We start from the raw sequence: 26,286 nt of genomic DNA on the forward strand, positions 1-26,286 counted from the left end.
CGGTAGGTGACGGCGGGGCGGTCGACCGCCCCACCGTCACCCACCCGTCCCGTCCCGTCGCCGGGGCTGCCGATCCCGATCGGCGGCCCCGGCGGCGGCGCGCTCGACACGCTTCCGATCGGCCGGCGGTGCGCTGGACCCGGTCCCCGTACGTGACGGCACTCCGGGCGCCCGGCCGTGTTCGTCGACCATGGCACCCTCATCGGGCAACCCGGGCGCGGGCCTGGCCGCTTCCCGCTCCGGTGCCCGTTCGTCATTGCTGTCGTGGTCGTGGTCTTTGTCGTTGTCGTTCACGATTCCTTCCTCCTTCACGCGCAGCGCCTACCCGGCACGCCCGGAAGCAAAAGCCTGCCGGTCAGACGGCCCACTTCCATTCGGTGATCTCCGCCGGGTCCACGCCGGTACGGCGCAGCTCCTGCCGGAGCAGGTCGCGGCGGCGTGCGTAGCGACCGGCGAGTTCGCGGGACCTGCCGGAGTGCGCCCCCAGGTGTTCGAGGACGGTGACGGCGAGGTCGTGGCGGGAGGTTCCGTTGAGGGTGAGCAGGTCGTACGGGGTGGTCGTGGTGCCTTCCTCGACGTAGCCGCGGACGTGGAAGCGGTCCGGGCGCGGGCGGCCGTGGAGCAACTGGTGCACGGCGGACGGGTAGCCGTGGAAGTCGAAGACGACCGGGATCTCGTCGCCGAACAGATCGCGGAACGCCTCGGCCGCCATCCCGTGCGGGTGGCGGTCCGGCGGGGCGAGGGCGCAGAGGTCGACCACGTTGACGAAGCGGATCCTGGCCTCGGGCAGGTCGCGGCGCAGCAGATCGGCGGCGGCCAGCGATTCGACGGTGGGGATGCCTCCGGCGCAGGCGAGGACGACCTCCGGGGCCTCGCCCTCGTGTGTACCGGCCCACTGCCAGGCGGACGCGCCCGCCCGGCAGTGGGCGCGGGCCGCGTCGAGGCCGAGCCACTGGGCGGCGTCGTGTTTGCCCGCGACCACCGCGTTGATCTTCCCCGTCTGGTCCAGCAGTTCCTCCATGGTGACCAGCAGGGTGTTGGCGTCGGGCGGCAGGTAGACACCGGTGACGGTGTTCTTCCGGTTCAGCAGGTTGTTGATGAATCCCGGCCCTTGGTGGCTGTATCCGTTGTGTTCCTGGCGCCAGCCCTCGCTGCTGAGCAGGTAGGTGAAGCTGCTGACGGGGACGCGCCAGGGGACTTCGCGGGACATCTTCAGCCACTTGGCGTGCTGGTTGGCCATGCTGTCCACGATGGCGGCGAAGGCCTCGTAGGTGGGGAAGAGGCCGTGCCGGCCGGTGAGCAGGTACCCCTGTAGCCAGCCCTGGCAGTTGTGTTCGGACAGGGTCTCCATGACGCGGCCGTCCGGGCTCAGGTCCTCGGCGTACTCCTCGACCGGCCAGGTGTACGCGCGTCCGCTGGCGGCCAGGACTGCGTCGAGCTTGTTGGAGGCGAGTTCGTCCGGCGAGACGATACGGAAGTCCCGGCGGTCGGCGGTGTCGCGCATGAGGGCGGCCAGCCAGTCGCCGAGCACGCGGGTCGGGCTCGCGGTGGCCGTGCCCGGCCCCTTGGAGACGTCGACTGCGTACGGTTCGAGCGGCGGGAGGGCGAGCGGGCGGCGCAGGCTGCCGCCGTTCGCGGCGGGCCGGGCCCCGATGCGCGCGTCCCCCTGCGGGACGGCGGCGAGGACGTCGGGCACGGGCCGTCCCTGGTCGTCGAAGAGCTCCCGGAGCCGGTAGGAACGCAGCCATCCTTCCAGCGCCCGTAGCTGCTGCGGGTCCTCGCGTACGTCCGGCAGGGGCACCTGGTGCGCGTGGAAGGTCCCCTCGATCAGCTTCCCCTCGACCTCGGCCGGGGCGCCCTGGCCCTTGAGGCTGCGCAGCACGATCACGGGCCAGGCGGGGCGGACGGGGCGGGCCGCGCGGTCGCCGCCGCGCGCCCGCCGCTGGAGGTCGCGGATCGCGCCGTGTGCGTCGAGCACGGCGGTGGCGAGCGGGTCGCCGGGCGGGTCGCCGGTGACGTCCACGATGCGCGGGTCCCAGCCGTAGCCCCGGAAGAGGGCGGTCAGCTCGTCGTCGGACATGGTCGCGAAGAGCGTCGGCGAGGAGATCTTGAAGCCATTGAGGTGGAGGATCGGCAGGACCGCGCCGCAGGTCACGGGGTCGAGGTACTTGTTCGAGTGCCAGGCTCCGGCCGTGGGGCCGGTCTCGGCCTCGCCGTCGCCGACGATGCAGGCGACGATCCGGTCCGGGGCGTCCAGTGCGGCGCCGACGGCGGTCGCGAGGGCGTAGCCCAGCTCGCCGCCCTCGTGCAGGGTGCCCGGTACGGATGGGGAGAGGTGGCTCGGGAAACCGTCGGGGGCGCAGTAGCGGCGTGCCAGCTCGCGCAGGCCGGCCTCGGTCCGGGCCAGCGCGGGGTCGTGGTCCTCGTGGGTGCCTTCGAGCCACAGGCCGGCGTGGACGGCGGGTGCGCCGTGGCCCGGCCCGACGACCAGGAGCACGTCGGCGCCGCGTTCCCGGATCAGCGTGTTGAGGGCCGCGTAGACGGCGGTGATGCCCGGGCAGGTGCCCCAGTGGCCCAGCAGCCGGGGCTTGATGTGTTCCGGCCGCAGCGGCTGCGTCAGCAGGACGTTGTCCTGGAGGTGGATCAGGGCCGCCGCCACGTAGTCCGCGGCCCGTGCGTAGGGGCTGCGGGGCGTGTGCCGGGATTGCAGGGAGGAGGTCACGACGCCACTTTCGAATCGTCGGGGACGAGGACGAGCTGCGTGAGAACCGCACATCCCGGCGCCTGCCCCCGGTTGTCCGCTTGAATCCGCGGGACGGATCGGCCGTACGCCGGGTTCAAGACCGCCCGCCGGGGAAGGCGCATCGGGGCAAACGGGGTGACCGGCACCCCGGCGAAGGGAGTGAGCGCCATGCGCATCGCGTTTCTGACCGCTCCGGAGGGCGTGGAGGAGGTCGAGCTCACCGCGCCCTGGAAGGCCGTCGAGGCGGCCGGCTGGAGCCCGCAGCTCGTATCGACGCAGGCCGGACGGGTGCAGGCGTTCCACCATCTCGACAAGGCGAACACCTTCCCCGTCGACCACGTACTGGCCGGCGACACCTCGGACGCCTTCGACGCGCTCGTGCTGCCCGGCGGCGTCGCCAATCCGGACGCGCTGCGCACGGACGAACGGGCCGTCGGCTTCGTCCGGAGCTTCTTCGAGGCGGGCAAGCCGGTCGCGGCGATCTGCCACGCGCCCTGGACCCTGGTGGAGGCCGATGTCGTACGCGGCAGGACGCTGACGTCGTGGCCCAGCCTGGCGACCGACATCCGCAACGCGGGGGGCGCCTGGGTCGACGAGGAGGTACGGGTGTGCCGCGCGGCCCCCACGACGCTCATCACCAGCCGCAAGCCCGACGACCTCGACGCGTTCTGCGCCACGCTCGTGAAGGAGTTCGACCTCCCTCGATCGTGACGGGACCGGGCCGAGACCGGACAGGAGGAGCCATGGCACGATTCGCCGTCGAGGCGAGGTCCGTCCCCGGGGCCACGGTTCTGGCGCTGGCCGGGGAGCTCGACCACGACACCGTGGAACCGTTGCGGCAGGCCATCGACGCCGCCGCATGGCACGGCGGCGGGCGGCTCCTGGTCGACTTGAGCCGCCTGGACTTCTGCGATTCCACGGGATTGAACGTGCTGCTGCACGGCCGCCTCGCGGCCGGGGAATCCGATGGCAGCCTCGAGTTGGTCGGCCTGCACCCACCGGTCGAGCGCATGTTCCGCGTCACGGGCGCGGACCGCCTCTTCCAGGTCCATGCCGATGTGGAGGCGGCACTGTCGACGGCCCGGCGGAACTCCGGCCCGCCCTAGGAGCGGTCGTGGGAGCGGTCGAGGGGCGGGTGTCAGCGGCCGGTGTCACGCTGAGTCCCCACAGGACGCGCGAAGGGAAGGCCCATGATCACCACTGACTTCGTCCCCGGCTCCCCCTGCTGGATCGATCTCGGTTCTCCCGACGTCCGCGCCGCCGCAGCCTTCTACGGCGCCGTCTTCGGGTGGGACTACGAGGCCATGGGCGGGGAGGGTGAGGACATGGAAGGCGGGATGTTCCGCAAGGACGGCAAGATCGTCGCCGGGCTCGGCAAGCTCACCGAGGAGGGAGCCCGCCCGGCCTGGATGATCTACTACACCGTCACTGACGCGGACGCCGCCTCCCAGGCCGTCGAGCGCGCCGGCGGCACGGTACGGCTGGCGACGCGGGACCTCGGCGAGTGGGGGCGGATGGCGCAGTTCAGCGACCCTCTGGGGGGCCAGTTCGCGGTGTGGCAGCCGGGCAAGAACTCGGGCGTCCAACTGGTGGACGAGCCGGGCTCGCTGTCCTGGACCGAGCTCTACACGAGCGACGCCGCGGCCGCGAAGGACTTCTACGGCGGTGTCTTCGGCTGGCGGTTCAGCGACACGGAGCTGCCGGGCGGCGGGGGCACGTACTCCCTCATCACCCCGGCCGAACTCCCCGAGGAGCGCATGCACGGCGGCCTCATGGAGATGCCGGAGGAGAACCTCGCCCTGGCGAACGGGCGGCCGTACTGGCACCCGGTCTTCGCCGTCGCCGATTGTGACGCCGCGGTCGCCCAGGTCACCGAGAACGGTGGCAGCGTACAGATGGGGCCTGCGGACGCCGAGGGTGTCGGCCGGCTGGCCGTCTGCCTCGACCCGTCGAACGCGGACTTCGTGGTGCTGGCCCCGGCCCGGAGCTGAGCCGGTAATCCGCATCTCCCCGCCGATCCCGCGGCCACCGCGTCACTGCCGCGCGCCGCCACGCCCACCTGCGGGTGAAGCCCCGTCGAAGATCGGCGGGGGTGCCCGGAGGGCCGGGACACTGGGGCCCGGTACGGGCGGCCGTACCCCTGGGCGCGGGGAGCGGAAGAGATGGCGAACGACACGGTCCTGCTGGTACTGCGGGAGAACCCGATGGGCGGCGGCGTCAGCGCCGAGCAACTGGGCCGCATCGGCAAGGAGTTGGAGAACAAGGGCCTGGAGCTTCGCTGGGCGCCGAGTGCGCGTGACGCGCGGGCCGCCTTGCAGACCGAGGCCGGAGTCGCGGCCGCCGTGGTCGCCTGGGACCTGCCGCTCACGGCGGGGGGCGCGGTCGAGGAGGGCGGCGGCGGGGAGGTCCTGCGCCACATCGGGCGGCGTTTCAAGGACCTGCCGGTCTTCTTGGTGATGACGGACGACGCGGACCAGGACCTGGAGCGGCTGCCGCTGTGGGTCTCGGAGACGGTGATCGGCTACATCTGGCCGCTGGAGGACACGCCGTCCTTCATCGCGGGCCGGGTCGCGACGGCGGCCCACGGTTACCACCGGGACCTCCTGCCGCCGTTCTTCAAGGCGCTGCGCCGGTTCGACGACTCCCACGAGTACTCCTGGCACACTCCCGCCCACTCCGGCGGGGTCGCCTTCCTCAAGTCACCGGCCGGGCGGGCGTTCTTCGACTACTACGGGGAGCGGCTGTTCCGCACCGACCTGTCGATCTCGGTCGGCGAACTCGGGTCGCTCTTCGAGCACAACGGCCCGATCGGCGAGGCCGAGCGCAACGCCGCCCGGGTCTTCGGCTCCGACCGTACCTATTTCGTCCTGCACGGCGACTCCACCGCGGACCGGATGGTCGGCCACTACAGCGTGACGAGTGACGAGATCGCGCTCGTGGACCGCAACTGCCACAAGTCCGTGCTGCACGGACTCGTGATCTCCGGGGCCCGCCCCGTCTACCTGGTGCCGACCCGCAACGGCTACGGGCTCGCCGGCCCCCTGCCGCCCGCCGTGACCGACCCGGCGGCGGTGGCTGCGACGATCGCCGCGAACCCGCTCACGGCCGGGGCGCTCTCCCCCGCGGCCCAGTACGCGGTCGTCACCAACTCCACCTATGACGGCCTGTGTTACGACACCGTCGCGGCGGCGCGGGCCCTCGCGCCGAGCACGCCGCGCCTGCACTTCGACGAGGCCTGGTTCGCGTACGCCCGCTTCCACCCGCTGTACACGGGCCGCTACGGCATGGCCGTCGGTCCGCACACCTTCCCGGACGACGGCAGTGGGCCGGGCCGGCCGACGGTCTTCGCGACCCAGTCCACGCACAAACTGCTGGCCGCCCTCTCCCAGTGCGCGATGGTCCACGTCAGGTCGGCGCCCCGGGCACCGGTCGAACACGAGCGGTTCAACGAGGCGTTCATGATGCACGGCACCACCTCGCCGCTGTATCCGGCGATCGCCTCCCTGGACGTGGCCACCGCGATGATGGACGGCGCGCAGGGCCAGTGGCTGATCGACGAGGCGGTGACCGAGGCGATCCGGTTCCGTCAGGCCGTGGTCCGCACCGGGCGCCGCATCGCCGCGGCCGGGGACCGGCCGGGCTGGTTCTTCGGCGTGTGGCAGCCGGAGTCGGTCACCGACCCGGCGACCGGGGCGCGCGTCGCGTTCGCGGACGCGCCGCCGTCCCTGCTGAGCCGCGAGCCGTCCTGCTGGCACCTGGAGCCCGGCGCCGACTGGCACGGCTTCGCCGGGCTGAGCGAGGGCTACTGCCTGCTGGACCCGGTCAAGGTCACCCTGACCTGCCCCGGGGTGACGGCCACCGGTGAGACCGGCGACTGGGGCATCCCGGCGCGGATCCTCACCGCCTATCTGGCGGCGCGCGGGATCGTGGTGGAGAAGACCGACAGCTACACCACCCTGGTCCTCTTCTCGATGGGCATCACCAAGGGCAAGTGGGGCACCCTGATGGACGCCCTCATCGACTTCAAGGCCCTCCACGATGCGGACGCCCCGCTGGACCGGGTCCTTCCGGGGCTGGTCGAGCAGTTCCCGCGCCGTTACGGCCGTACCACCCTCGGCGCCCTGTGCCGCGAGATGCACGAGCACCTGACGCGCGCCGAGCTGATCACCGCCCTCGACGCGGCCTTCCAGGAGCTGCCGGAGCCGGTGGCCCCGCCGCGCCATTGCTACCAGCTGCTGATCCGGGGCGGCACGGAGCGCGTACGGCTGGCCGAGGCGGCCGGGCGGGTGGCCGCGGCGATGGTGACCGTGACCCCGCCGGGGATCCCCGTACTGATGCCCGGGGAGTCCACCGGCGCTCCGGACGGGCCACTGCTGCGGTACCTGCGGGCCCTGGAGGCCTTCGACCGGGTCTTCCCGGGCTTCCACAGCGAGGCGCACGGGGTGAGCGTGGATCCCGACAACGGCGACTACCTGATCGAATGCGTCCGCACGGCCCACGACGACCGGGCGCCGGGCTCAGCCGTTCAGTGACGTCATGAGCTCGGGGGCGTACCGGTCCCCCGAGACCACGCCGTGCGGCGCGACGGAGTCGATGGACGCCAGGTCGGCGTCGGTCAGCGTCACCGCGGTCGCGGCGACGTTCTCCTCCAGGTAGCGGCGGCGCTTGGTCCCGGGGATCGGGACGGCGCCGCTGCGCAGGGTCCAGGCGAGCGCGAGCTGCGAGGGGGTGACCCCCTTCTCCGCGGCGAGGTGGCGGACCCGGTCGACGACGGCCAGGTTGCGCTCGAAGTTCTCGCCCTGGAAGCGGGGGTCGGTGCGGCGGAAGTCGTCGGCGGCGAAGTCGTCCGGGCTGGTCACGGCGCCGGAGAGGAAGCCGCGGCCGAGCGGGGAGTAGGCGACGAGACCGATCCCGAGCTCGCGCAGGGTGTCCAGTACGCCGTCGTGCTCGATCCCGCGCTCGAAGAGGCTGTACTCGGTCTGTACGGCGGCCAGCGGGTGCACGGCGTGGGCGCGGGCGATGGTGCCCGCGGCGGCCTCGCAGATCCCGATGTGGCCGACCTTGCCGGCGGCGACCAGCTCGGCCATCGCGCCGATGCTCTCCTCGATCGGCACGTTCGGGTCGACGCGGTGGAGGTAGTACAGGTCGATGTGGTCGGTGCCGAGGTGGCGCAGGGAGCGTTCCGCGGAGCGGCGGATGTACTCGGGGGTGGCGTTCTGCCCGCGGAAGGCTCCGTCGTCGGTGAACTCGACGCCGGTCTTCGTGGCGATGACGGCGGCGTCGCGGCGGCCGGTGAGGGCCTTGCCGAGGAGCTGTTCGTTGAGGAAGGGGCCGTAGCCCTCGGCGGTGTCGAGCAGGGTCACGCCCAGTTCGAGGGCGCGGTCGATGGTGGCGAGGGACTCGGTCTCGTCGGTGGCTCCGTAGTGGGCGCTCATGCCCATGAGGCCGAGGCCCTCGGCGCCGACCTTCAGTCCCTGGTTGCCCAGTGCGCGGATCTCCATGATGTCCTCCATAAAGCGAGCAGGTAGGTAACTAACTGGATAGTTCGAGTCTGCGGCACGGGTCCGCCAGATGTCAATAACTAGATAGTTACTTGCTAGGCTGCCCGCCATGGCACGGGATTCCAGCGCAACGAAGGCACGGCTGCTCGACGCGGCGTTCTCCGAGTTCGCCGCGTTCGGCATCGCCGGGGCGCGGGTCGACCGCATCGCGGAGACCGCCCAGGCGAACAAGCGGCTCATCTACGTCTACTACGGCAACAAGGAGCAGCTCTTCGACGCCGTGCTCCAGCGCGCCCTGGCGACGGGGTCGGAGTCGGTGCCCTTCGACGCGGAGGACCTGCCCGGATACGCGGGGGCGGTCTTCGACCATCTCGTGGCGCGGCCGGACCTGATGCGGCTGGTGCAGTGGAAGCAGCTGGAGCGGCCGGGCACCACCGACGCCGAGGCGGAGTCCTACCGGGGCAAGATCGCGGCGGTGGAGCGGGCACAGGGGGCGGGACTGATCGACCCCGCACTCGATCCGGCGGACCTGCTCACGCTGGCGATGGCCCTGGCCCAGGCGTGGACGGGCACGGTGGGCGGCGTGGCGGCGGGCGGCCTGGGCGCCGCCTGGCCCCCGGAGCGGCTGGCCCGTCACCGCGAGACGGTGGTCGAATCCGTCCGCCGCCTGATCCTGCCCCCACGGCCGGCCCGCTGAGCCGTCAGGCGTGCCTGTGGAAAGGGGCCGCCCGGCGCCCCGTGCGGCTGGACCGCGCACCCCGCCGCGACGGCCCGGCGCCGACGGCGTTCGGGTCGTTCCTTCGGGGGAGGTGGAAGGCGGCCGACCGCTCCTACTCTGGAGTCCGCACACCCCACCCGCGACGGAAGACCGGCATTCATGGCACTCATCAGCACGCGCACGGCCCGGCACACGGCCCGGGCCGCCCTCGCGGCAGCGGCCTTGACCCCGATGGTCTTCCTGGGAGCGGGCACCGCCACCGCGGTCCCCGGCACCGCACTCCCCGGCACCGACGCGTCCGGCGCGCGGGCCCGGCGCCCGGCGCCGTCGGTGGTCCCGGCCGCCCCGGCATCCATACCCGTCACGATCGCCCGCTCGGCCGCCGGCGGTCCGCGGGACGTCGCGATCACCATCGACGACGGCCCGGACCCGGTGTGGACGCCGCAGGTCCTCGACGTGCTCAGGCGGAACAACGTCAAGGCGACCTTCTGCATGATCGGCACCAGCGCCCGGAAGTACCCCGCCCTGGTCAAGGACGTGGTCGCGGCCGGCCATCGGCTGTGCGACCACTCCGTCAGCCACGACACCACGATGGATCACAAGCCGGTCGCCTTCCAGCAGCGGGAGATCCTCGACGGCAAGGCCATGATCGAGCAGGCCGCGCGGGGCGCGACCGTGGACTACTACCGGGCGCCCGGCGGTGCCTTCACCCCCGACAGCCGGCAGATCGCCGCGGCCGGGGGCATGCGCCCGCTGGGCTGGAGCGTGGACCCCAGGGACTGGAGCCGTCCGGGCACCGCGTCCATCGTGTCGACGGTGGAACAGCAGCAGCCCCACCCGACCGTCCTCTTCCACGACGGCGGCGGCGACCGCTCGCAGACCGTGGCCGCCCTGCGCGAGGTCCTTCCCTGGTTCGCCCGGCACGGCTACTCCTTCGCCTTCCCCGTCCGCACCGCCCCCTGACAGCGCGGCGAGCCGGGCAGGTCCCCCTGCGTGAGCGAAGGTGGGGCCATGGTGCACGTACTGGGCAGCAGGATTCTGCTGCGCCCCACTGATCCCGAGCGCTCACGCGTCTTCTACGGGGACGTCCTGGGGCTCGCTGTCTACCGCGAGTTCGCGACCGGCCCCGAGCGCGGCACGGTCTACTTCCTCGGCGGCGGCTTCCTGGAGCTGTCGGGGCGCGCCGAGGCGCCGCCCGCGCCCGGGCTGCGGCTGTGGCTCCAGGTCGCCGACGCGCAGGCGGCGTACGAGGAACTGCGCGGCCGGGGTGCGGAGGTGCTGCGGCCTCCGCTGCGCGAGCCCTGGGGCCTGATCGAGATGTGGATCGCCGACCCGGACGGCGTGCGCATCGCGGTCGTGGAGGTGCCAGCCGATCACCCGCTGCGCTCGCGCCCCTGAGCCGTTCGGCGCCGCCGCCGGGTCCATCGGGGCGCGCACCCTACGTGAGCAACTCCGCCAGCCGGTCGAGGAATTCGGTGAGCCAGTCCAATCGCGATCCCGCGCGGGCCACACGAAATCCGTGGCGGCGGCCCCAGAACGCGGCCTGGACGGCATGGAACTGAGCCCACCGTCGGGCGCGTTCGCGATCGAGTTCCGCGGCATCGGCGAAGACGTCCAGGATGCGGTGGACGGCCTTGTGCGGGTCGTGCGCTTCGATGAGCGTCAGTGCCCGCGACTTGAGCAGGGTGCCGCAGTCGTAGGCGGGGTCCCCCGCGTATCCCTTGGGGTCGACGGCCAGCCACGGCTCACGGTCGGCGGCCAGGACGTTCCTGGCGTGGAGGTCGCCGTGGATGAGGGTGTCCGGCTGGACGCGGGCCACCTCCCGTACGGTCGCCACTGCGGCGTCCACCACGTAGGGCGACAGTCCGTGCGGCAGCTCCATCGCGTCCTTGCGCAGTTCCTCCTCCCAAGCGTCGGCCTGCTCCCGCAGCCGGGGCAGGCCGGGCGGTGCGGGGACGGCCAGCCGGTGGTTGAGGCGCCCTGCGACCCTCACCACTTCGTCGCCGTCTTCGACTTCCGCCAGAGTGGAGGACCGGACCCGCTCCAGCAGCATCGCGAACTGCTCGTCGTGGCGCTCGTGCAGCCGCACCGCTCCGCGCCCGCGCCACGCCGCGAACGCGTCGGGCTCGTGCACGTTGCCGGGGTGCGGAAAGGACACCTTCAACACGGCGGCCCCGTCGGTCCCCCGCAACACCGGGACGATCAGCCCGACGCCTCCGTGCATCACTTCGCCGTCCGGCACGCACTCCCACTGCCGCAGCAACCCCTCGACGATCCCCGGCAGTTCGACGAGCCACGCCGCTCCGGGCTCCCCCTCGCGCTCGATGGTGCTCCGCGAGAACGCCTCTGGAATCCCGATCATCCAGGCACCCTACACATCGAAGGGAACCGGACGCGGGCAGGCACCGCGGGCCGAGGTCTCGAGTCGCCTCCCCCGACGGTTCGGCCCGCGGGCCATGCCGTCGGAGGAGGCGCTCGATCATGTTCGGGTGTCCGGCGGCACCCGTGGGGGCAGGAGGCCGGGTGTCACAGCTTGCGGCACAACAGGGCGTCCGGGGTCTTGCCCTTGGCCCATGCGCCGGTGAAGGCGATCCCCGCGGCGTATTCGTCCGTTCCGCACTGGCCCTTGTAGTTGCCGTACGCGAAGTCGCCCCCGGGGCCGCCGGCCGGACGGTTCTCGCCCCGGTCGAACCAGACGGTACGGCCGTTCGTTCCGAGCGTGCGGCCCGCCTGGGTGCACAGGACCGCGGAGACCGCCTGGCCCCGCAGGCTGTAGCCGGTCATGAACTGGTTGGGCCCGCACTGGTACTTGGTGTAGCCACCGGCCCAGTCGCCCTGCTGTACGTGACGTTCGTCGCTCACCACGGTCGAGACCGGGGCGGCGCCCGCCAGAGCGGCGGCCCCCGCATCGGTGCACAACCCGCGCCCGTCACGGTGCGACAGGCCGACGAGCCGCTGGCCGTCGGGGCACGCTCCCTTGCGGGCTCCCGAATCCCAGTCCCCGAGCGCCCTCGTACGGGCCGACTGGACCGCATCGGCGTGGTCGAGGTTGAGCATGTCCCAGGTGTCGGATACGGCTACCTGACCGCTCTTCTGCGATGCGTTGACGAGCCGGTTCCAGTTGGCGGCGCGCCAGTCACCGCCGTCGAGGATCCCGGAACGGCGGCCCGCGGCGTCGAAGTTGAGGATCGACCAGCTGCCGTGTCCGGCCCAGCCGACCAGGGGCCAGTACGCGAAGTCGGTGTCGTTGGCGATCAGATAGTCCACGAAGTTGCCGAACCAGGCGCGGGCCTGCGGGTTGGTCTCATCGCTGCCGATGCCGAACTCGCTGATCCACAGGGGTGCGGTGAAGTGGCGGCCGGTCTCGGACGTGACGTAGAACGCCTGGCGCTGCAGGGTCGCGAACAGGTCTTCGCGGGAGAGTTCCTGGTATCGCGGGTCGTGGGTCTCGCCCATACCGGTCGCGCCGGTGTGGTTCGGACCGGTGTAGCCGTAGAAGTGCGCCGCGTACACCAGCTTGTTGGACGCGACGAGCGTGTGCGAGAGGGTGCGTACCGGTTCGAGGGTGGGACGCCCGTGGGGCAGCCCGTCGGCGGGGATGCCTTGCCAGTTGATGCCTTCGACGATCACCAGCAGGTCGGGGTTGGCCTCGGTGAGCAGCCGGTCGCCGAGGCGCTGGGACGCGGCCCACCAGTCGTGGTCGTCGCCCCAGTTCCAGTTGGCGTCGTCGGTGACGGTGCGGCGGACCTCGTTGTAGAGGTCGGCGCCGACGACGCGCTTGTTGTCCTTGTAGCGGCGGGCGAGACTGATCCAGTCGTTCTCCCACTGCGCGGTCGACTGGCTGGTGTTCCAGCGTTCGTTGCCGTCCAGACCGCAGCAGAAGCGCGAGGTGTTGGTGTGGTTGTTGAGGACCACCGCGAAGCCCTCGGCCGTGGTGGCGGCGATGACGGCGTCGAAGACCTGGAGCGGGGTCTTGCCGCGCAGTTGCGGGTTCGCGGCGATCGATGCGTCGGAAACCGGGCGCTGGTCGTGCAGCATCTCGTTCGAGAACGGCAGCCGGATGCTGTTGATCCCGAGCTCGTGGAATCCGGCGAGGATCCGTGCGATCGGCGCGCGGTCCAGGCCGAGCGGCATCTCGTCGGCCTTCTCACCGTCGTGGTGGGCGGCCGGGTCGTTGATGTCGCCGGAGCCGTTCCACGATCCCTGAGCCCCGTGCCAGTTCGCGGACTTGAGCTTGAAGCGGTTGCCGTCGGCGTCGACGATGTAGCGGCCCCGGGTGCTGAGGGGCGCACGCCAGGAGTCGGACAGGACGGCCGGTGCGCCGGGGGCCGCGGGGGCCGCGGTCGATGCGGGCGGCGCGGACGCGACGGCCGGGTGGGCACCCAGCGTTCCGAGCATGAGCGCCGCGGCGAGTGCCGTCGACACCAGGGGTCTTCTCACGGTGTCCTCCGAGGGACCTGGGGGGTGGAAGAGGGTACGGCGCTGCCGAGGACGGCGACGCCCCGCGGTTCGAGGGCGATCCTGCGGACGAGAGGCCTGTGATCGTCGAGGAGGTCTCGGCGGTCGGTCGGCAGGGTCACCTCATGGGTGTCCTCGGTGTGGTTGAGCAGGATGAGGACGTCGTGATCCGCGCCGCGGCGGATCGTCGCCTGGATGCCGGCGTGCAGACCGGGCAGAACGGGGGCGACTCCCGCCTCGGCGAGTGAGCGGTCGACGGCGGCCCGCATCGTGACGGGGTCGGGCCGGGTCGCGATGTAACGGGCGGTCCCCCGACCGTGGGTGTGCACCGTGACGGCCGGGCGGTCGTCCCAGTCGGGGCCGGCGAAGAGGAGCTCGGCGCGGGCGCCGGTGAGCTTCACGTCCTCGCGCCACAGCGAAGCCGGCGCGGGCACCGGGGCGTCCGCATCCGTATCCGCATCCGGGGTTCGGAGCGCGACCGCCTCATCGACGGCGGCGGGCCAGAACTCCTCGACCCGTACGCCCAGTACGTCGTCCAGCGGGGCCGGATGGCCACCCGTGTGCACGCGGTCGTGCTCGTCGACGATCCCGGTGAAGAACGACGCGAGGAGGGAGCCGCCGTCCGCCACGAAGGCGCGTATCCGCCCGGCGTTCTCAGCCGACAGCAGGTAATGGCTGGGCAGCACCAGCAGCTTGTACGGCGAGAGGTCCGCGGAGGGATGGACGACGTCGATGCCGACGCCCGCTTCGAACAGGGGGGCGTAGTGGTCGAGGACGCGGTCGAGGCAGCGCACGCCGTCCGAGGGGTGCGAGTCGAGTTCGAGCGCCCACCAGTTTTCCCAGTCGAACACGATCGCGACCTCGTTGCGGATACGCGTGCCGGCCAGCTCGGGCACCAGGGCCAGTTCGCGGCCCAGCTCGCGCACCTCCGCGTGCACCCGGGTCCCGGGCCCCGCGTGCGGGACCATGCCGGAGTGGAACTTCTCCGCTCCGCCGCGGGACTGCCTCCACTGGAAGTACATGACGGCGTCCGCGCCCTGCGCGACGGCCTGCCAGCTCCAGAGGCGCATCCGGCCGGGGCTCTTGCCCCCGTTGCGGCCCCGCCAGTTGACGGCGGACGGGGCCTGCTCGGTCAGCAGCCACGGCTTCCCCCCGCCGGCACCCCGCAGGATGTCGTACGACAGGGCCGCGCCGATGTGCGCCGCATCCCAGTGCGGGTCCGGGTAGCTGTCGAGGGCGAGGACGTCCATCTCGGGTGCCCACGCACGGACGTCCACCGCCTTGTGACCGGCGAGGAAGTTCGTGGTCACGGGAACGTCGGGGGTGATGCGGCGCAGCACGTCGCGTTCGAGGGTGAAGCACGTGCGCAGTGCGTCGCTGCTGAACCGTTTGAAGTCGAGCTGCTGGGAGGGGTTGGGGTAGGTGGGTGCGGCGCGCGGGGGCAGGACCTGGTCGAAGGAGGTGTAGCGCTGCGACCAGAAGTCGGTGGACCACGCGTCGTTGAGTGCGTCCACGTCGCCGTACCGGGCCGTCAGCCAGCGTCGGAAGTCGGCGGCGGAGGTGTCGCAGAAGCATTCGGCGACATGGATTCCGTACTCGTTGCCGACGTGCCACAGGCCCAGCGCCGGGTGATCGCGGTAGTGCGTGGCGACGGCTTCGACCAGGCGGACGGCGCGGTCGCGGAAGACCGGGCTGGACGGACAGAAGTGCTGGCGGCCCCCTGGGGACAGGATCCCGCCGGAGGCGGTGACCGGCAGGATCTCGGGGTGCTCGACGGCGAGCCACGGGGGTGGGGACGCGGTCATGGTGGCCAGGTCGGCGGTGATGCCGTGGGCGGCCAGGTCGTCCATGACGGTGTCGAAGAAGCCGAAGTCATAGGCGTCGCGGGCGGGTTCGACCCGGGCCCAGGCGAAGATGGCGAGGTTGACGAGGTTGACGCCCGCCTCGTTCATCAGGCGCAGGTCTTCGGCGCGGGTGGCCTTGTCCCACTGCTCGGGGTTGTAGTCGCCGCCGAATCCGAGGCCGCCCAGTCGGGCGCCGAGGGCTCGGGCACGGTCTTGTGCCGGAGAGTTCATCTTCCATACCCCTTCAGGTACTTCGGGAGGCATTACGTCTCGTGTGCGGCATGCCGGTGGCCATGTTTGCGCCAACATGCGCGGCCAGGCGCAGGCCCCACGACATGCCGGGCCGGACCGGACTGGGCCGCCAGGGCGGGCCGGTCCGGGGCGGGCCGGGACGGGCCAGGGCGACCCGGTCCGTGGCCGCGCGTGGCCCCGCTCAGACCCGCGGCGGCGCCGTGCTGTCGCGCTCCACCAGGGTCGGCATGACCGACACGACGGACGAGTCCGCCGACGGAGCGTCTTCGATCTGGCTCAGGAGTCGGTCCACGCAGGCCGCGCCGACCCGGGAGAGGTCCTGGTCGATGGTGGTCAACGGCGGGAGGAAGTGGGCGGATTCGGCGATGTTGTCGAACCCGATCACGCTCACGTCCTCGGGAACCGAGCGCCCCGCGTCGCGCAGCGCACGGACCATCCCGAGCGCCATCTGATCGTTGGCCGCGAACACCGCGGTGACCTCCGGCCGGGCGGCGAGTTCCCGCCCCGCCCGGTAACCGCTGTCGGCGCTCCAGTCGCCGTGGACGACCGGCGGGACCGCAGCGCCCGCCGCCTGGAGCGCCCGCTGCCAAGCCTCGGCGCGTCGGCGCGCGGGATGGGAGTCCTGCGGGCCGGCCAGGTGCCACACCGTGGGGTGGCCGAGGCCCAGCAGGTGGTTGACGGCGATCTCCGCACCGGCCGCGTGGTCGGTGTGGACGCCGGGGTAGCGGTGGTCGTCGCCGCCGTCGACGACCACGACCGGAAGCCCGAAGGGGAGCATCAGCGAACCGGTCAGGATCTGCGCCTCGTTCACGATGACCCCGTCGACCGCATGACCGCTCAGCCGCCGGAACGCTTCCAGTACCGCCTCCTGGGTCTGCGCCTGCGGTACGACGACGTTGACCGAGTACTCGGTGGACTGCACGGCGGAGACGATCGACTCCAACGTGCGGGCGTTCCCGTGTGCCGTGAGGTCGAAGCTGATGACGCCGATCATCCGGAACTTGCCGGTGGCGAGCGCCCGGGCGGCGGTGTTGGGGCGGTACCCGAGCATGCGTACGGCCCGGACGACCCGGTCGCGAGTGACCTCGTCGACCCGGGCGGTCGCGTTGACCACCCGGGAGACGGTCTGCGCCGAGACCCCCGCCATGGCCGCGACGTCCGCCATCGACGGGGGCCTGGGGCGATCCGCGGCCGGGGAACGGGGCTTGCGCGGCCGCTGCCCATCCTTCGCCATGGTGCAGCTCCTCTCGCACGGTGATGCCCAGGCGTTTCCTGGCCCTCATCATGTTTGCGCGAACATGGCGCATTGGTCAACAGGCTGACGAGTGGCTTCGGGTGGACGGGTAGTTCTGTCGTCACATTTTGAGCTCGCGACAACCCTTGTGTTCCACGGTAATTGACGAGGCGACAGAAGACTCGGTCAAAACTATTGACAGTCGCTGACAGCTCTCGACACACTTCCGAACCGCGCCACCGTGTTGGCGCTAACATGCATCGGAGGTCTTACCCGTGAGAGTCGACCAAGCCCCGGTCGGCGATGGAGACGTCGCCGACCGCCGCCGCCGGGGACTGCGGTGAAACGCGGCGCTGTTCGGCGCAACCTCACCGCCCATGCGTTCCTGCTGCCGTTCCTCTGCGTCTTCACCATCGGAGTCGTCGCCCCGCTGATCTACTCCGTCAACCTGAGCCTCTATCAGGAGCGCATGATCGGCGGGAGGGTCTTCACCGGGCTGGACAACTACACCAAGGCGTTCGAGGACAACCTGTTCCATGCCGGCCTCGGACGGGTCGCGCTCTTCTTCGCGATCCAGGTACCCCTCATGCTCGGCCTCGCCCTCGTGGCCGCACTCGCGATCGACAGCGGGCGGCTGCGCGCCCCGGGTCTGTTCCGCATCGGCATCTTCGTGCCCTACGCCGTCCCCGGTGTGGTCGCGGCACTGATGTGGGGCTACCTGTACGGCGACCGCTTCGGCCTGGCCGGGGAGATCGGCGACCTCTTGCACACCGAGTTGCCCGACCTGCTCTCCGGGAACTGGATGCTCGCGTCGATCGGCAACATCGTCACGTGGTCGTACGTCGGCTACAACATGCTGATCTTCTACGCCGCCCTGCGGTCCATCCCCGAGGAGCTGTACGAGGCGGCCGAGGTCGACGGCGCCGGGGCCTTCCGCAAGGCGTTCAGCATCAAGCTGCCGGCCCTGCGCCCGGCCCTGCTGATGGCCACGACGTTCTCGGTGATCGGCAGCTTCCAGCTCTTCAACGAGCCGAGCGTCCTGCAGTCCCTGGCGCCGGCCGCCATCACCACGAACTACACGCCCAACATGTACGCCTTCAGCCTCGCCTTCGACGGGCGCCAGTTCAACTACTCGGCCGCCGTCGCGGTGCTGCTCGGCCTGGTGACCGTGATCGTCGCGTACGCGGTCCAGCGCGTGACCGCCCGAAGGGAGCACATGCTGTGAGCGCCACCGTGCCCGAGACCGTCAGCGGGTCCGCCGGGGCTCTCACCGGGAAAGCACCTGGCCGGACCCGGACCCGGACCCCGACCCGACGCCGGGGCCCCCGAGGCCGCCCGCGCCGGCGCCGTCCGGGCAGGTCCACCACGTTGACCGTGGCGATGGGCCTGATGCTCGCGTACACGCTGATCCCCTTGCTCTGGCTCGCCATCAGCGCGACGAAGTCCAACCAGACCCTGTTCGACTCGCCCGGCCTGTGGTTCGGGGACGGCTTCCACCTGTTCGACAACATCCGGGACGTCTTCACCTACGACGGCGGGATCTACCTGCGCTGGTTCGGCAACACCCTGCTCTACTCGGTGGTCGGCGCGGGCGGAGCCTCGGTCTTCGCGACGATGGGCGGGTACGCCCTGGCCAAGTTCGAGTTCGCGGGCCGACGGGCGCTCTCCGCCCTGGTCATCGGGGCGATCTCGATCCCGGCGTCCGCACTCGCGGTCCCGACGTACCTGCTCTTCAGCGACATGGGCATCGTCAACACACCATGGGCGGTCCTCCTGCCCTCCCTCGCCAGCCCCTTCGGCCTCTACCTGATGCGGGTGTACGCGACCGAGGCCGTTCCGGACGCGATGCTGGAGGCCGCCCGCATCGACGGCGCCGGGGAACTGCGGATCTTCCTCACCATCGCGATGCGCCTGCTGGCTCCCGGTTTCGTCACCGTGCTGCTGTTCACCCTCGTCGCCACCTGGAACAACTACTTCCTGCCGCTGATCGTGCTCAACGACCCGGACCTGTTCCCGCTCACGGTGGGGCTGCGGCAGTGGGATTCGCTCGCCCAGGGCGGCGCCGGCGCCGGTGCCATCCCGATCCTCCCCCTCGTGATCACCGGCAGCCTGCTGGCGATCGTCCCGCTGATCGTCGCGTTCCTCTTCCTCCAGCGGTTCTGGCAGTCGGGGCTGGCCGCCGGCGGCGTCAAGCAGTAGTCCACCCCCCTCTCCACGCCCCCATCGAAAGGATTCGAAATGAGCAGATCCCTGCGACTGCCGGCCCTCACCCGCACGCTCACCACGGCCACCGTCGCGACCCTCGCCCTCTCCCTCACCGCGTGCGGCGGCGGCTCCGGCACCTCCGACGACGCCCAGAAGGCCGATGCCGCGACCGTGCAGGCCGCACTGGACAAGCCCGCCGAGATCACCTTCTGGTCCTGGGTCCCGAACATCGACAAGACGGTCGCACTGTTCGAGAAGAAGTACCCGAAGGTCAAGGTCAACCTCGTCAACGCGGGCCGCTCCAAGGACGAGTACACCAAGCTGACCACCACGCTCAAGGCGGGCACGGGCGCCCCCGACGTCGCGCAGATCGAGTACTTCGCACTCCCCCAGTTCGCGATTTCGAAATCGCTGGTCAACCTCGCCGACTACGGCGCGGCCGACCTGAAGGACAAGTTCGCCGACTCGGCCTGGTCCCAGGTCAGCGTCGCGGGCGGGATCTACGGCATACCCCAGGACACCGGCCCGATGGCGATGTTCTACCGCAAGGACATCCTCGACCGGTTCGGTGCGACGCCGCCGCGCACGTGGGAGGAGTACGGCGCCCTGGCCAAGAAGATCCACGACGCGGATCCGACCGTCCAGCTCACCTACGTCGACCCGGGCGACGCGGGCACGTCCAACAGCCTGATCTGGGACTTCGGCGGCAAGCCGTACGCCGTCAACGGCACCACGGACGTCGCCGTCGACCTCAAGGACGACCCCGGCGCCAAGGCCTACGCCGACACCTGGGGCCCGCTGATCGAGAACAAGCTGGTCGACTCCACCGCGAGCTGGAACGACGAGTGGTGGAAGTCGATGGCCGCCGGAAAGTACGCGACCTGGCTGGCCGGCGCCTGGGCGCCCGCGGTGCTGGAGCAGAACATCCCGCAGAGCAAGGGCCAGTGGTCGGTCGCCCCCATGCCGGGCGGTGTCAGCGCGGAGAACGGCGGCTCGTCGGTCGCGGTCACCACCCAGGCGAAGAACAAGGCGGCCTCGGTCGCCTTCGCCCAGTGGCTCAACTCCGACCCCGAGGCCGTCACGTCACTGAACTCCGAAGTCGGCCTGTTCCCCGCGACCAAGGCGCTGCTGGAAAACCCCGGCTTCCGCGGCGCCGAGGTGCCGTTCTTCCCCGGCAGCAAGCCGAACGAGGTCTTCGCCGACATGTCGAAGGCAGTGCGGCCCGGCTGGCAGTACCTGCCGTTCCAGGTGTACGCGAACAGCGTCTTCAAGGACTCCGTCGGCCAGGCCCTTCAGCCCGGCGGCAACCTGCCCGGCGCACTGGCCACCTGGCAGGAGCGCCTGAAGGTCTACGGCAAGGAACAGGGTTTCACCGTCAAGTAGCCCGTGGCGGTCCCGTCCTTCCTTCGGCAGGCGGGCCGCCGGGACCTCGGTCCCCGCGGCCCGCTCGTCCGCCACACCGATTTCATCCACCAGGCGCGCTCACGAGGAGAAGCCCACCGGTATGACGACACTCGAACTCCCCCTCCTCGACGGCGAACGCTGGTGGGGCGGGGCGGTCGCCGAAGGGCGGCACATGCCCTACCCCGACGGCTACACCTTCGACCTGCAGGACGTACTGGCCAACCAGGGCATGCCGATCCTGCTCTCCGACCGCGGCCGCTGGGTGCACAGCGAGCGCACCTTCAGCTTCACGATCTCCGACGGCCGGCTGACCGCGCACACCCACGAACCGGACGCGGTCCTCGAATACGGCGAGGGGCACGGCGATCTGCGCGGGGCCTACCGCCACGCGGTCACCCGCCACTACCCTCCGTCCGGCACGATGCCGGACCCGCTGCTCTTCGGCGCACCGCAGTACAACCTGTGGATCGAGACGGTGTTCGAGCCGACTCAGGCGAAGGTGCTGGCGTACGCGGAGCGACTGCTCGCGGAAGGCTTCCCGCCCGGCGTGCTGATGATCGACGACCGGTGGAGCAACGACTACGGGGACTGGACCTTCCATCCCGGCCGCTTCCCCGATCCGGCGGCCATGGTCTCCCGGCTCCACCAGCTGGGCTTCAAGGTGATGCTGTGGCTCGTGCCCTACGTGACCCCGGACTCCCCCACCGCGCGACAGCTGAACGACCTGGGCCTGCTGGTCCGCGACACCGCTGCCGGCGCGGACGGACGGGCCAAGGTCGCTTCGTGGTGGAACGGCTGGAGCGCCGGCCTCGATCTGCTCGACCCCCGGGCACGGGCGTGGCTCTCCAGCCGCCTGGAAGCCCTGCGGGACGACATCGACATCGACGGGTTCAAGTTCGACGGCGGCGACGCGCCCTGGTGGCGCTCGCTCGGATGCGCGGACCCGGAGGCGTACACCCACGCGTGGAACCGCTTCGGCATCGACTGGCCGCTCAACGAGTTCCGTGACGCGTGGCGGGCGGCCGGCCTGCCGCTCGCGCAGCGCCAGCAGGACAAGTACCACCTGTGGGAGGGCCGCTTCGGGCTGTCCAGCCTGATCCCCAACGCCCTGGCCCAGGCCCTGACCGGCCATGCGTTCACCTGCCCGGACATGATCGGCGGCGGTGAGTTCCGCTTCGTCCCGGGCGAGGGCGGCGAGGGTTTCGACGAGGAACTGTTCGTCCGCTACGCCCAGATCGCCGCGCTGTTCCCCATGATGCAGTTCTCCATGGCCCCGTGGCGGGTGCTCTCCCCCGAAAACCTCGCCATCGTCCGCGCGGCCGCCGCCCTCCACACCGAGATCGCACCGGAGATACTCGCCCTCGCCGCGCATGCCGCGGCCACGGGCGAACCGATCCAGCGCCCCCTGGAATGGGCCTTCCCCCACCAGGGCTATGCGACGGTCACCGACCAGTTCATGCTGGGCGACACCCTGATGGTGGCTCCGGTGGTGGCCAAGGGAGCGGACGGGCGCGAGGTCCTCATCCCGCCGGGCACGTGGCTGGCCGACGACGGCCGGTCCTACGTCGGCCCGGCGACGGTGTGGATCGACGCACCGTTGGCCCGGCTGCCGTATCTGCGGCGCACCGCCGCGCCGAAGGGGTGAAGCGCCGCCGGGCGCGGTCGTCGCGCAGGCGCCGAACCGTGCCCGGGGGCCGGCCCGTCAGGCAGAGGAGCGTTGCCGCGCCACTCCCACTCCCGCTTCCACTCCCGCTCCCGCGTCGGCCGTCAATGCCGTGAGCGCGCCGAGCTGGGACCTCGCGCTCGTGACCGCCTCCTTGAAGCCCTGTCGTACGGCGTCCGTCAGGGCGCGGCGGACCACGACCTCGGCCGCTTCCCGCTCGCCCAGGGCCCTGAGCGCCTCGCCCCGGCCGAGCCGCAGCAGTGTCTGCCTCAGCGCGATCAGACCCGTCGGCGTTCCCGCGCCGCCCAAGGTCAGCGCGTACGCCGTGCACCGCTCGGCCGCCACCGCGTCCCCCCGGACCAGGAGCTGGCGGGTGCGATGGTGCAGCGCGAGAAGCTCGGTGAAGATGTCCTGGGCCTCACGGGCCAGTTCGACCGCGCGGCTCACGTGCCGCAGGGATACGTCGGTGACCCCGTTGCGGTCGAGCGCCACGGCCAGGTTGACCAGGGCGGTCGCCTCGCTCGACGGATCCTGCGCGCGGGCGGCGAGGGCGGGCGCGAGCTCCAGCTCGACGAGCGCCTCCGACAGCCGTCCCTCCCGCGTCAGCACCCAGCCGAGGAGCGCCCGGACCCGGGACTCCGCGTCGGGATCGTCCAGCCGCCTGGTCGCTTCCAGGGCCTGTTCGAGCATCGGCACCCAGCCGTCGCGGACGTGCCACACGACGTGCGGCCATTGCAGGACGGCCAGCCGCCAGGCCCGCTCGTCGTGGCCCGCGGCCCGGGCCGCCGCCACCGCCGCGGCCAGGTTGTCCTGCTGGGCCGCGTACCACTCGAAGGCGGCCTCGCGGCTGTCGAACTCCCGTACCGAGGAGGGGGCGTGGAAGTCCGCGGGCAGTACGCAGCAGGGCTTGTCGTCGGGCTCGGCGGCCGCGGACGCCGCGAGCGCGGTGACCGTGTAGGAATCGAGCAGCCGCAGCAGCGCGCCTTCGTCGGCGCGGAGCCCCCGCGCGTAGAGCCGGACCAGGTCGTGCAGGGAGTAGCGGCCGGGGGCGTACTCGGTGATCAGGTGCGCGCCCGCGAGCCGGTCGAGCGCCTCCGCGGCAACGGCGGGGCTCCGGTCGAGGAGCGCGGCGGCGGCGCCCCGGTCCAGGTCGGGCCCCGGCAGCACCCCGAGCTGGGCGAAGAGCCGCAGCGCGTCCTGGGGCAGACCCTGCACCGTGAGCCGAAGCGCCGCGGCGACGCCCGCGTCCTCGAAATCGTCCAGGGAGAGCAGGGCGAGCCGGCGTTGCTCATTGGCCAGTTCGGCGGCCAGGTCCGCGAGCCGCCAGCGCGGCCGGGCCGCCAACTGGGCCGCCGTGATGCGCAGCGCCAGCGGCAGCCCGTCGCACAACTGCGCGAGTTCGGCCGCGGCGGCGGGTTCGGCCGCCACCCGGCCGCCGCCGACCGCGACGGCGAGCAGCGCGGTGGCGGGCTCCGGCCCGAGCACGTCGACCTGCACGGGCCGGGCCAGCTCTTCGACGATCAACCCGCCGAGGCGCAGCCGTGAGGTGACGAGCACGGCCGAGCCCGGCCCGGCGGGCAGCAGGGAGCGGACCTGGTCCGCCCGGCGGGCGTTGTCGAGGACGACGAGGAGCTCGCGTTCCTCGGTGAGCGTGCGGTACAGGGCGAAGGCGGCGGCCGCGGACTCGGGCATCCGGCGCGCGGGCACCCCGAGGGCGAGCAGGAACTCCCGTACGATCTCCACCGGTTCGACCTGGGCGCCGCCGAAGCCGCGCAGATCGGCGAACAGCGTTCCGTCCTGGTAGCGCGCCTGCCCGCCGTGCGCCCATTGGAGCGCGAGTGCGGTCTTGCCGACCCCGGCCGGGCCGATCACGAGCGCGATGGCCCCGTCCCGTACGCTCCGGTCGATCTCCAGCAGTTCCGTCTCCCTGCCCAGGAAGCCGCGCACCCCGCGCGGCAGCAGGCGCGGAACGGGGCCGTCCGTCACCGGGCGCGGCCCGGTGGACACCTGGGCGCCTTCCGACGCAGCCCGGTCCGCCGTGGCCTGCGGCACCGGGTCCGCGCGTACGAGGACCGTCCCGGCCCGGTCCGCCCGGACAAGGGTGCCGGGGGGCGACGGCTGGATCGAGGGCTCGCCGCGCAGGATCGCCTCGTAGGCGCCGCGCAGTGCCGGGCCCGGGTCGATGCCCAGTTCGTCGGCGAGCAGACCTCGGGTGCGGTGGTACCAGTCGAGCGCGTCGGACTGGCGGCCCGCCTGGTACAGGGCGAGCATCAGGGACGCCGCCAGGGACTCGCGCAGCGGGTGCGCCACCGCCTCGGCCTGCAGTACGGCAGCGGCTCCGGCGCGGTCGCCGAGCCGCCCGTAGGCGTCGGCCAGGTCCTCGACGACGAGCAGCCGGGTTTCCTCCAACGCGTGCGCGGCGGCGAGCAGCGAGGCGCTGCGGACCGTTCCGGTCAGCGCCGGCCCGCGCCACAGGGCGAGCGCTTCGCGCAGCGTGGCGACCGCCTCGGCGGGCCGCTTGCGGTGCTTTGCGAGCCGGGCCAGTTCCTCGAAGCGGTGGGCGTCCAGCAGTTCCTTCGGCATCTCGAACACGTACGAGGGGCCCTGCGTGACCAGGCGCACGCCGCAGTCACCGGCTCCGGCGAGCAGCGCCCGCAGCCGTGACACGTGTCCCTGGATGACGGTACGGGCATGCGCGGGCGGCTCCTCGTCCCAGAGCGCGTCGATCAGTTGCTCCATCGGGACGGCCGCATTGGCCCTCAGGAGCAGCACGGCGAGCACACTGCGCCGCTTGGCAGCCCCGAGCGGCAGTTCGCTCGCCCCGGCGACCGCGCACACCCCGCCCAGCAATCGGAACTCCAACGCCAGACCCCCCTTGTCTCGCAAACACCGAGCGCCGGGGGTGCGGCCGAGTCGGCGGCCAGGCCCGGAATATCGCACTCTGGAACGACAATCCTACGAGGCCTGCGGAGTGCCCCGGTCCTCCCCCGCCCACCCCGTCCCGCCGGGCCGCCTGAACCCGGCGGGCGGAGCCGGCCGTTCCTCCGGGTACCGGTCGCCATCGGCGCGACGGTGCCGAGGGGAGAACGCTGTGGTGGCCCGGGGCGAGGAGAGCGGAGGGACGGACGGGGGCGGCGCTGCGGGCGCCGGGCCGTCCCGGATGTACCGGTTGGGTGGGCAGGACGATCCGGGGTGGGCGCTCGCACCCGCATACGGGACGGTGGCGCGGGCGACCACCGGGCGGGCGCGGGAGGTCACGTCTGCGCCTGTGCCGCCTTCGGTGCTGCCGTCGTCGGCGCAGCAGCCGTCCTCGGTGCCGGTGCCGGTGCCGGTGCCGGTACCGCCCGAGGGGTCGACCGCGGCTGCCCCGGGCGCCGGCGACACGGCCGAGCCGTCCTCGGGTGCATCGGTCCCGGAGCCGCGCCGCGGCCTGCGCCGGCTCGGCGGCCTGCTCGGCTCGCGGGACGACCCGGACCGGCTGCGGACCGTACGCACCACCCCGCTCCGCGGCTGCCACCGGATCGCGGTGATCGGCCTCGGGGCCGGATCCGGCAGGACGACCACCGCGGCCGTACTGGGCTCCGTACTCGCGGCGGAACGCGCCGACCGGGTCATCGCGGTGGACGCCGACGCCGCCCCGGGCGCCCTCGCCCTCGGCCGCCGGGTCGGGCGGGAGACCGGTGCGACCGTACGCCGCCTGGTCACCGAACTGCCGCGGCTGCACACGTACACCGACATCCGCGCGTACACCTCGCGGATGCCGGGCGGCCTGGAGGTACTGGCCGACGGCCCGGGCCCGGCGGCCTCCCGGCCCTTCGACGACCGGGAGTACCGCGGGGTCATGGACCTGCTGGGCCGCCGGTACCCGCTCGTCCTCACCGACGCCGGCGCCGGGCTGTCCGACAGCCCGCTGCCCGGAGTGCTGGAACTGGCCCACCAGTTGGTCCTCGTCGCCACGCCCGGCGTGGACGGCGCCACCAGCGCGGGCACGGCGCTCAACTGGCTGGAGGAGCACGGGTTCCAGGAGCGGGCGCGCCGCTGCGTCACCGTGTTCTCGGGTGTCCGGGTGCCCGGACCGACGGTCCGCGCCGATGAGCTGGTGGCTCACTTCGCGACCCGCTGCCGCGGCGTGGTGATCGTTCCCTACGACGAACACCTGGCGGCCGGAAGCGAGTTGAACCCCGAAGCGCTGCGCCGCAGGACGCGGGCGGCCCACCTCGAACTGGCCGCCCTGGTCGCCGAGGGCTTCGCCCGGCCTCAGTGA

General features: G+C 72.1%; 19 protein-coding genes. 12 read left to right on the plus strand and 7 right to left on the minus strand.

All coding sequences use genetic code 11. The features are described from left to right. Window positions 1–355 precede the first annotated feature (355 nt). The gene (locus tag ACFWBF_RS11780; RefSeq protein ID WP_385598963.1) at window positions 356–2,722 is read right to left on the minus strand and encodes a phosphoketolase; all 2,367 of its coding nucleotides are present in this window, start codon (window positions 2,720–2,722) and stop codon (window positions 356–358) included. 189 nt (window positions 2,723–2,911) lie between these two features. Between ACFWBF_RS11780 and ACFWBF_RS11785 the strand changes: the two genes are divergently transcribed. The 4 genes from ACFWBF_RS11785 to ACFWBF_RS11800 all read left to right on the plus strand — a co-directional run bounded on the left by ACFWBF_RS11785 (window position 2,912) and on the right by ACFWBF_RS11800 (window position 7,275). After that, window positions 2,912–3,454 carry a type 1 glutamine amidotransferase domain-containing protein gene (locus ACFWBF_RS11785; protein ID WP_385598966.1) on the plus strand — a complete coding sequence of 181 codons (543 nt, stop codon included), beginning with the start codon at window positions 2,912–2,914 and terminating at the stop codon, window positions 3,452–3,454. Window positions 3,455–3,486: 32 nt separating this feature from the next. Beyond that, window positions 3,487–3,849 carry an STAS domain-containing protein gene (locus ACFWBF_RS11790; RefSeq protein WP_385598969.1) on the plus strand — a complete coding sequence of 121 codons (363 nt, stop codon included), beginning with the start codon at window positions 3,487–3,489 and terminating at the stop codon, window positions 3,847–3,849. Window positions 3,850–3,933: 84 nt separating this feature from the next. Then, window positions 3,934–4,734 (plus strand): VOC family protein, encoded by an 801-nt coding sequence (locus ACFWBF_RS11795; RefSeq protein WP_385598972.1) that lies wholly within the window; start codon window positions 3,934–3,936, stop codon window positions 4,732–4,734. 171 nt (window positions 4,735–4,905) lie between these two features. After that, window positions 4,906–7,275, plus strand: a complete 2,370-nt coding sequence (locus ACFWBF_RS11800) for an Orn/Lys/Arg decarboxylase N-terminal domain-containing protein (RefSeq protein ID WP_385598975.1) — start codon at window positions 4,906–4,908, stop codon at window positions 7,273–7,275. Here the strand turns inward: ACFWBF_RS11800 and ACFWBF_RS11805 are convergent. Then, entirely contained in the window at window positions 7,261–8,244 is a 984-nt protein-coding gene (locus tag ACFWBF_RS11805) for an aldo/keto reductase (RefSeq protein ID WP_385598978.1), read from the minus strand. The two genes, ACFWBF_RS11800 and ACFWBF_RS11805, sit on opposite strands and share 15 nt — an antisense overlap. Window positions 8,245–8,353: 109 nt before the next feature. Between ACFWBF_RS11805 and ACFWBF_RS11810 the strand changes: the two genes are divergently transcribed. The 3 genes from ACFWBF_RS11810 (at window position 8,354) to ACFWBF_RS11820 (ending at window position 10,360) form a co-directional block, all read left to right on the plus strand. After that, window positions 8,354–8,941, plus strand: coding sequence for a TetR family transcriptional regulator (locus ACFWBF_RS11810; RefSeq protein ID WP_385598980.1), 588 nt, complete (start codon window positions 8,354–8,356; stop codon window positions 8,939–8,941). A 180-nt stretch (window positions 8,942–9,121) separates the two neighbouring features. Further along, window positions 9,122–9,925, plus strand: coding sequence for a polysaccharide deacetylase family protein (locus ACFWBF_RS11815; protein WP_385598982.1), 804 nt, complete (start codon window positions 9,122–9,124; stop codon window positions 9,923–9,925). A gap of 48 nt (window positions 9,926–9,973) precedes the next feature. Next, window positions 9,974–10,360, plus strand: a complete 387-nt coding sequence (locus ACFWBF_RS11820; protein WP_385598985.1) for a VOC family protein — start codon at window positions 9,974–9,976, stop codon at window positions 10,358–10,360. A gap of 40 nt (window positions 10,361–10,400) precedes the next feature. Here ACFWBF_RS11820 and ACFWBF_RS11825 read toward each other — a convergent pair whose 3' ends face one another. The 4 genes from ACFWBF_RS11825 to ACFWBF_RS11840 form a co-directional block, all read right to left on the minus strand. Next, window positions 10,401–11,324, minus strand: a complete 924-nt coding sequence (locus tag ACFWBF_RS11825; protein WP_385598988.1) for an aminoglycoside phosphotransferase family protein — start codon at window positions 11,322–11,324, stop codon at window positions 10,401–10,403. Between the two features lie 164 nt (window positions 11,325–11,488). Next, complete coding sequence (locus ACFWBF_RS11830; protein WP_385599083.1) at window positions 11,489–13,360, minus strand: glycoside hydrolase family 5 protein; 1,872 nt, start codon at window positions 13,358–13,360, stop codon at window positions 11,489–11,491. A gap of 38 nt (window positions 13,361–13,398) precedes the next feature. Continuing rightward, window positions 13,399–15,495 (minus strand): beta-galactosidase, encoded by a 2,097-nt coding sequence (locus ACFWBF_RS11835; RefSeq protein ID WP_385598992.1) that lies wholly within the window; start codon window positions 15,493–15,495, stop codon window positions 13,399–13,401. 202 nt (window positions 15,496–15,697) lie between these two features. Beyond that, window positions 15,698–16,681 carry a LacI family DNA-binding transcriptional regulator gene (locus tag ACFWBF_RS11840; protein WP_385599087.1) on the minus strand — a complete coding sequence of 328 codons (984 nt, stop codon included), beginning with the start codon at window positions 16,679–16,681 and terminating at the stop codon, window positions 15,698–15,700. Window positions 16,682–17,090: 409 nt separating this feature from the next. Between ACFWBF_RS11840 and ACFWBF_RS11845 the strand changes: the two genes are divergently transcribed. The 4 genes from ACFWBF_RS11845 (at window position 17,091) to ACFWBF_RS11860 (ending at window position 22,004) form a co-directional block, all read left to right on the plus strand. Further along, window positions 17,091–17,975: a carbohydrate ABC transporter permease gene (locus ACFWBF_RS11845; RefSeq protein WP_385598995.1), complete on the plus strand. Its 885-nt coding sequence runs from the start codon at window positions 17,091–17,093 to the stop codon at window positions 17,973–17,975. Between the two features lie 155 nt (window positions 17,976–18,130). Further along, a complete protein-coding gene (locus ACFWBF_RS11850; protein WP_385599090.1) occupies window positions 18,131–18,949 on the plus strand; it encodes a carbohydrate ABC transporter permease in 819 nt (272 codons plus the stop codon). Between the two features lie 39 nt (window positions 18,950–18,988). Next, window positions 18,989–20,338 carry an ABC transporter substrate-binding protein gene (locus ACFWBF_RS11855; protein WP_385598998.1) on the plus strand — a complete coding sequence of 450 codons (1,350 nt, stop codon included), beginning with the start codon at window positions 18,989–18,991 and terminating at the stop codon, window positions 20,336–20,338. Between the two features lie 121 nt (window positions 20,339–20,459). Beyond that, complete coding sequence (locus ACFWBF_RS11860) at window positions 20,460–22,004, plus strand: glycoside hydrolase family 31 protein (RefSeq protein WP_385599001.1); 1,545 nt, start codon at window positions 20,460–20,462, stop codon at window positions 22,002–22,004. A gap of 57 nt (window positions 22,005–22,061) precedes the next feature. Here the strand turns inward: ACFWBF_RS11860 and ACFWBF_RS11865 are convergent, their stop codons facing one another. Then, entirely contained in the window at window positions 22,062–24,884 is a 2,823-nt protein-coding gene (locus tag ACFWBF_RS11865; RefSeq protein ID WP_385599004.1) for a BTAD domain-containing putative transcriptional regulator, read from the minus strand. A gap of 406 nt (window positions 24,885–25,290) precedes the next feature. Here ACFWBF_RS11865 and ACFWBF_RS11870 point away from each other — a divergent pair, with 406 nt between their 5' ends. Next, window positions 25,291–26,286, plus strand: coding sequence for a MinD/ParA family protein (locus ACFWBF_RS11870; protein WP_385599006.1), 996 nt, complete (start codon window positions 25,291–25,293; stop codon window positions 26,284–26,286).

Origin of the sequence: Streptomyces sp. NPDC060028, assembly GCF_042736725.1 — a bacterium.
Classification (GTDB): domain Bacteria; phylum Actinomycetota; class Actinomycetes; order Streptomycetales; family Streptomycetaceae; genus Streptomyces.

What these genes read in the sequence shown, in the direction of transcription:
- ACFWBF_RS11825 (WP_385598988.1), bottom strand. Translation starts at nt 11,324, where the DNA reads ATGATCGGGATTCCAGAGGCGTTCTCGCGGAGCACCATCGAGCGCGAG.
- ACFWBF_RS11835 (WP_385598992.1), bottom strand. Translation starts at nt 15,495, where the DNA reads ATGAACTCTCCGGCACAAGACCGTGCCCGAGCCCTCGGCGCCCGACTG.
- ACFWBF_RS11800 (WP_385598975.1), top strand. Translation starts at nt 4,906, where the DNA reads ATGGCGAACGACACGGTCCTGCTGGTACTGCGGGAGAACCCGATGGGC.
- ACFWBF_RS11820 (WP_385598985.1), top strand. Translation starts at nt 9,974, where the DNA reads ATGGTGCACGTACTGGGCAGCAGGATTCTGCTGCGCCCCACTGATCCC.
- ACFWBF_RS11810 (WP_385598980.1), top strand. Translation starts at nt 8,354, where the DNA reads ATGGCACGGGATTCCAGCGCAACGAAGGCACGGCTGCTCGACGCGGCG.
- ACFWBF_RS11805 (WP_385598978.1), bottom strand. Translation starts at nt 8,244, where the DNA reads ATGGAGATCCGCGCACTGGGCAACCAGGGACTGAAGGTCGGCGCCGAG.
- ACFWBF_RS11860 (WP_385599001.1), top strand. Translation starts at nt 20,460, where the DNA reads ATGACGACACTCGAACTCCCCCTCCTCGACGGCGAACGCTGGTGGGGC.
- ACFWBF_RS11790 (WP_385598969.1), top strand. Translation starts at nt 3,487, where the DNA reads ATGGCACGATTCGCCGTCGAGGCGAGGTCCGTCCCCGGGGCCACGGTT.
- ACFWBF_RS11830 (WP_385599083.1), bottom strand. Translation starts at nt 13,360, where the DNA reads ATGCTCGGAACGCTGGGTGCCCACCCGGCCGTCGCGTCCGCGCCGCCC.
- ACFWBF_RS11855 (WP_385598998.1), top strand. Translation starts at nt 18,989, where the DNA reads ATGAGCAGATCCCTGCGACTGCCGGCCCTCACCCGCACGCTCACCACG.
- ACFWBF_RS11785 (WP_385598966.1), top strand. Translation starts at nt 2,912, where the DNA reads ATGCGCATCGCGTTTCTGACCGCTCCGGAGGGCGTGGAGGAGGTCGAG.
- ACFWBF_RS11815 (WP_385598982.1), top strand. Translation starts at nt 9,122, where the DNA reads ATGGCACTCATCAGCACGCGCACGGCCCGGCACACGGCCCGGGCCGCC.
- ACFWBF_RS11795 (WP_385598972.1), top strand. Translation starts at nt 3,934, where the DNA reads ATGATCACCACTGACTTCGTCCCCGGCTCCCCCTGCTGGATCGATCTC.
- ACFWBF_RS11850 (WP_385599090.1), top strand. Translation starts at nt 18,131, where the DNA reads ATGGGCCTGATGCTCGCGTACACGCTGATCCCCTTGCTCTGGCTCGCC.
- ACFWBF_RS11840 (WP_385599087.1), bottom strand. Translation starts at nt 16,681, where the DNA reads ATGGCGGACGTCGCGGCCATGGCGGGGGTCTCGGCGCAGACCGTCTCC.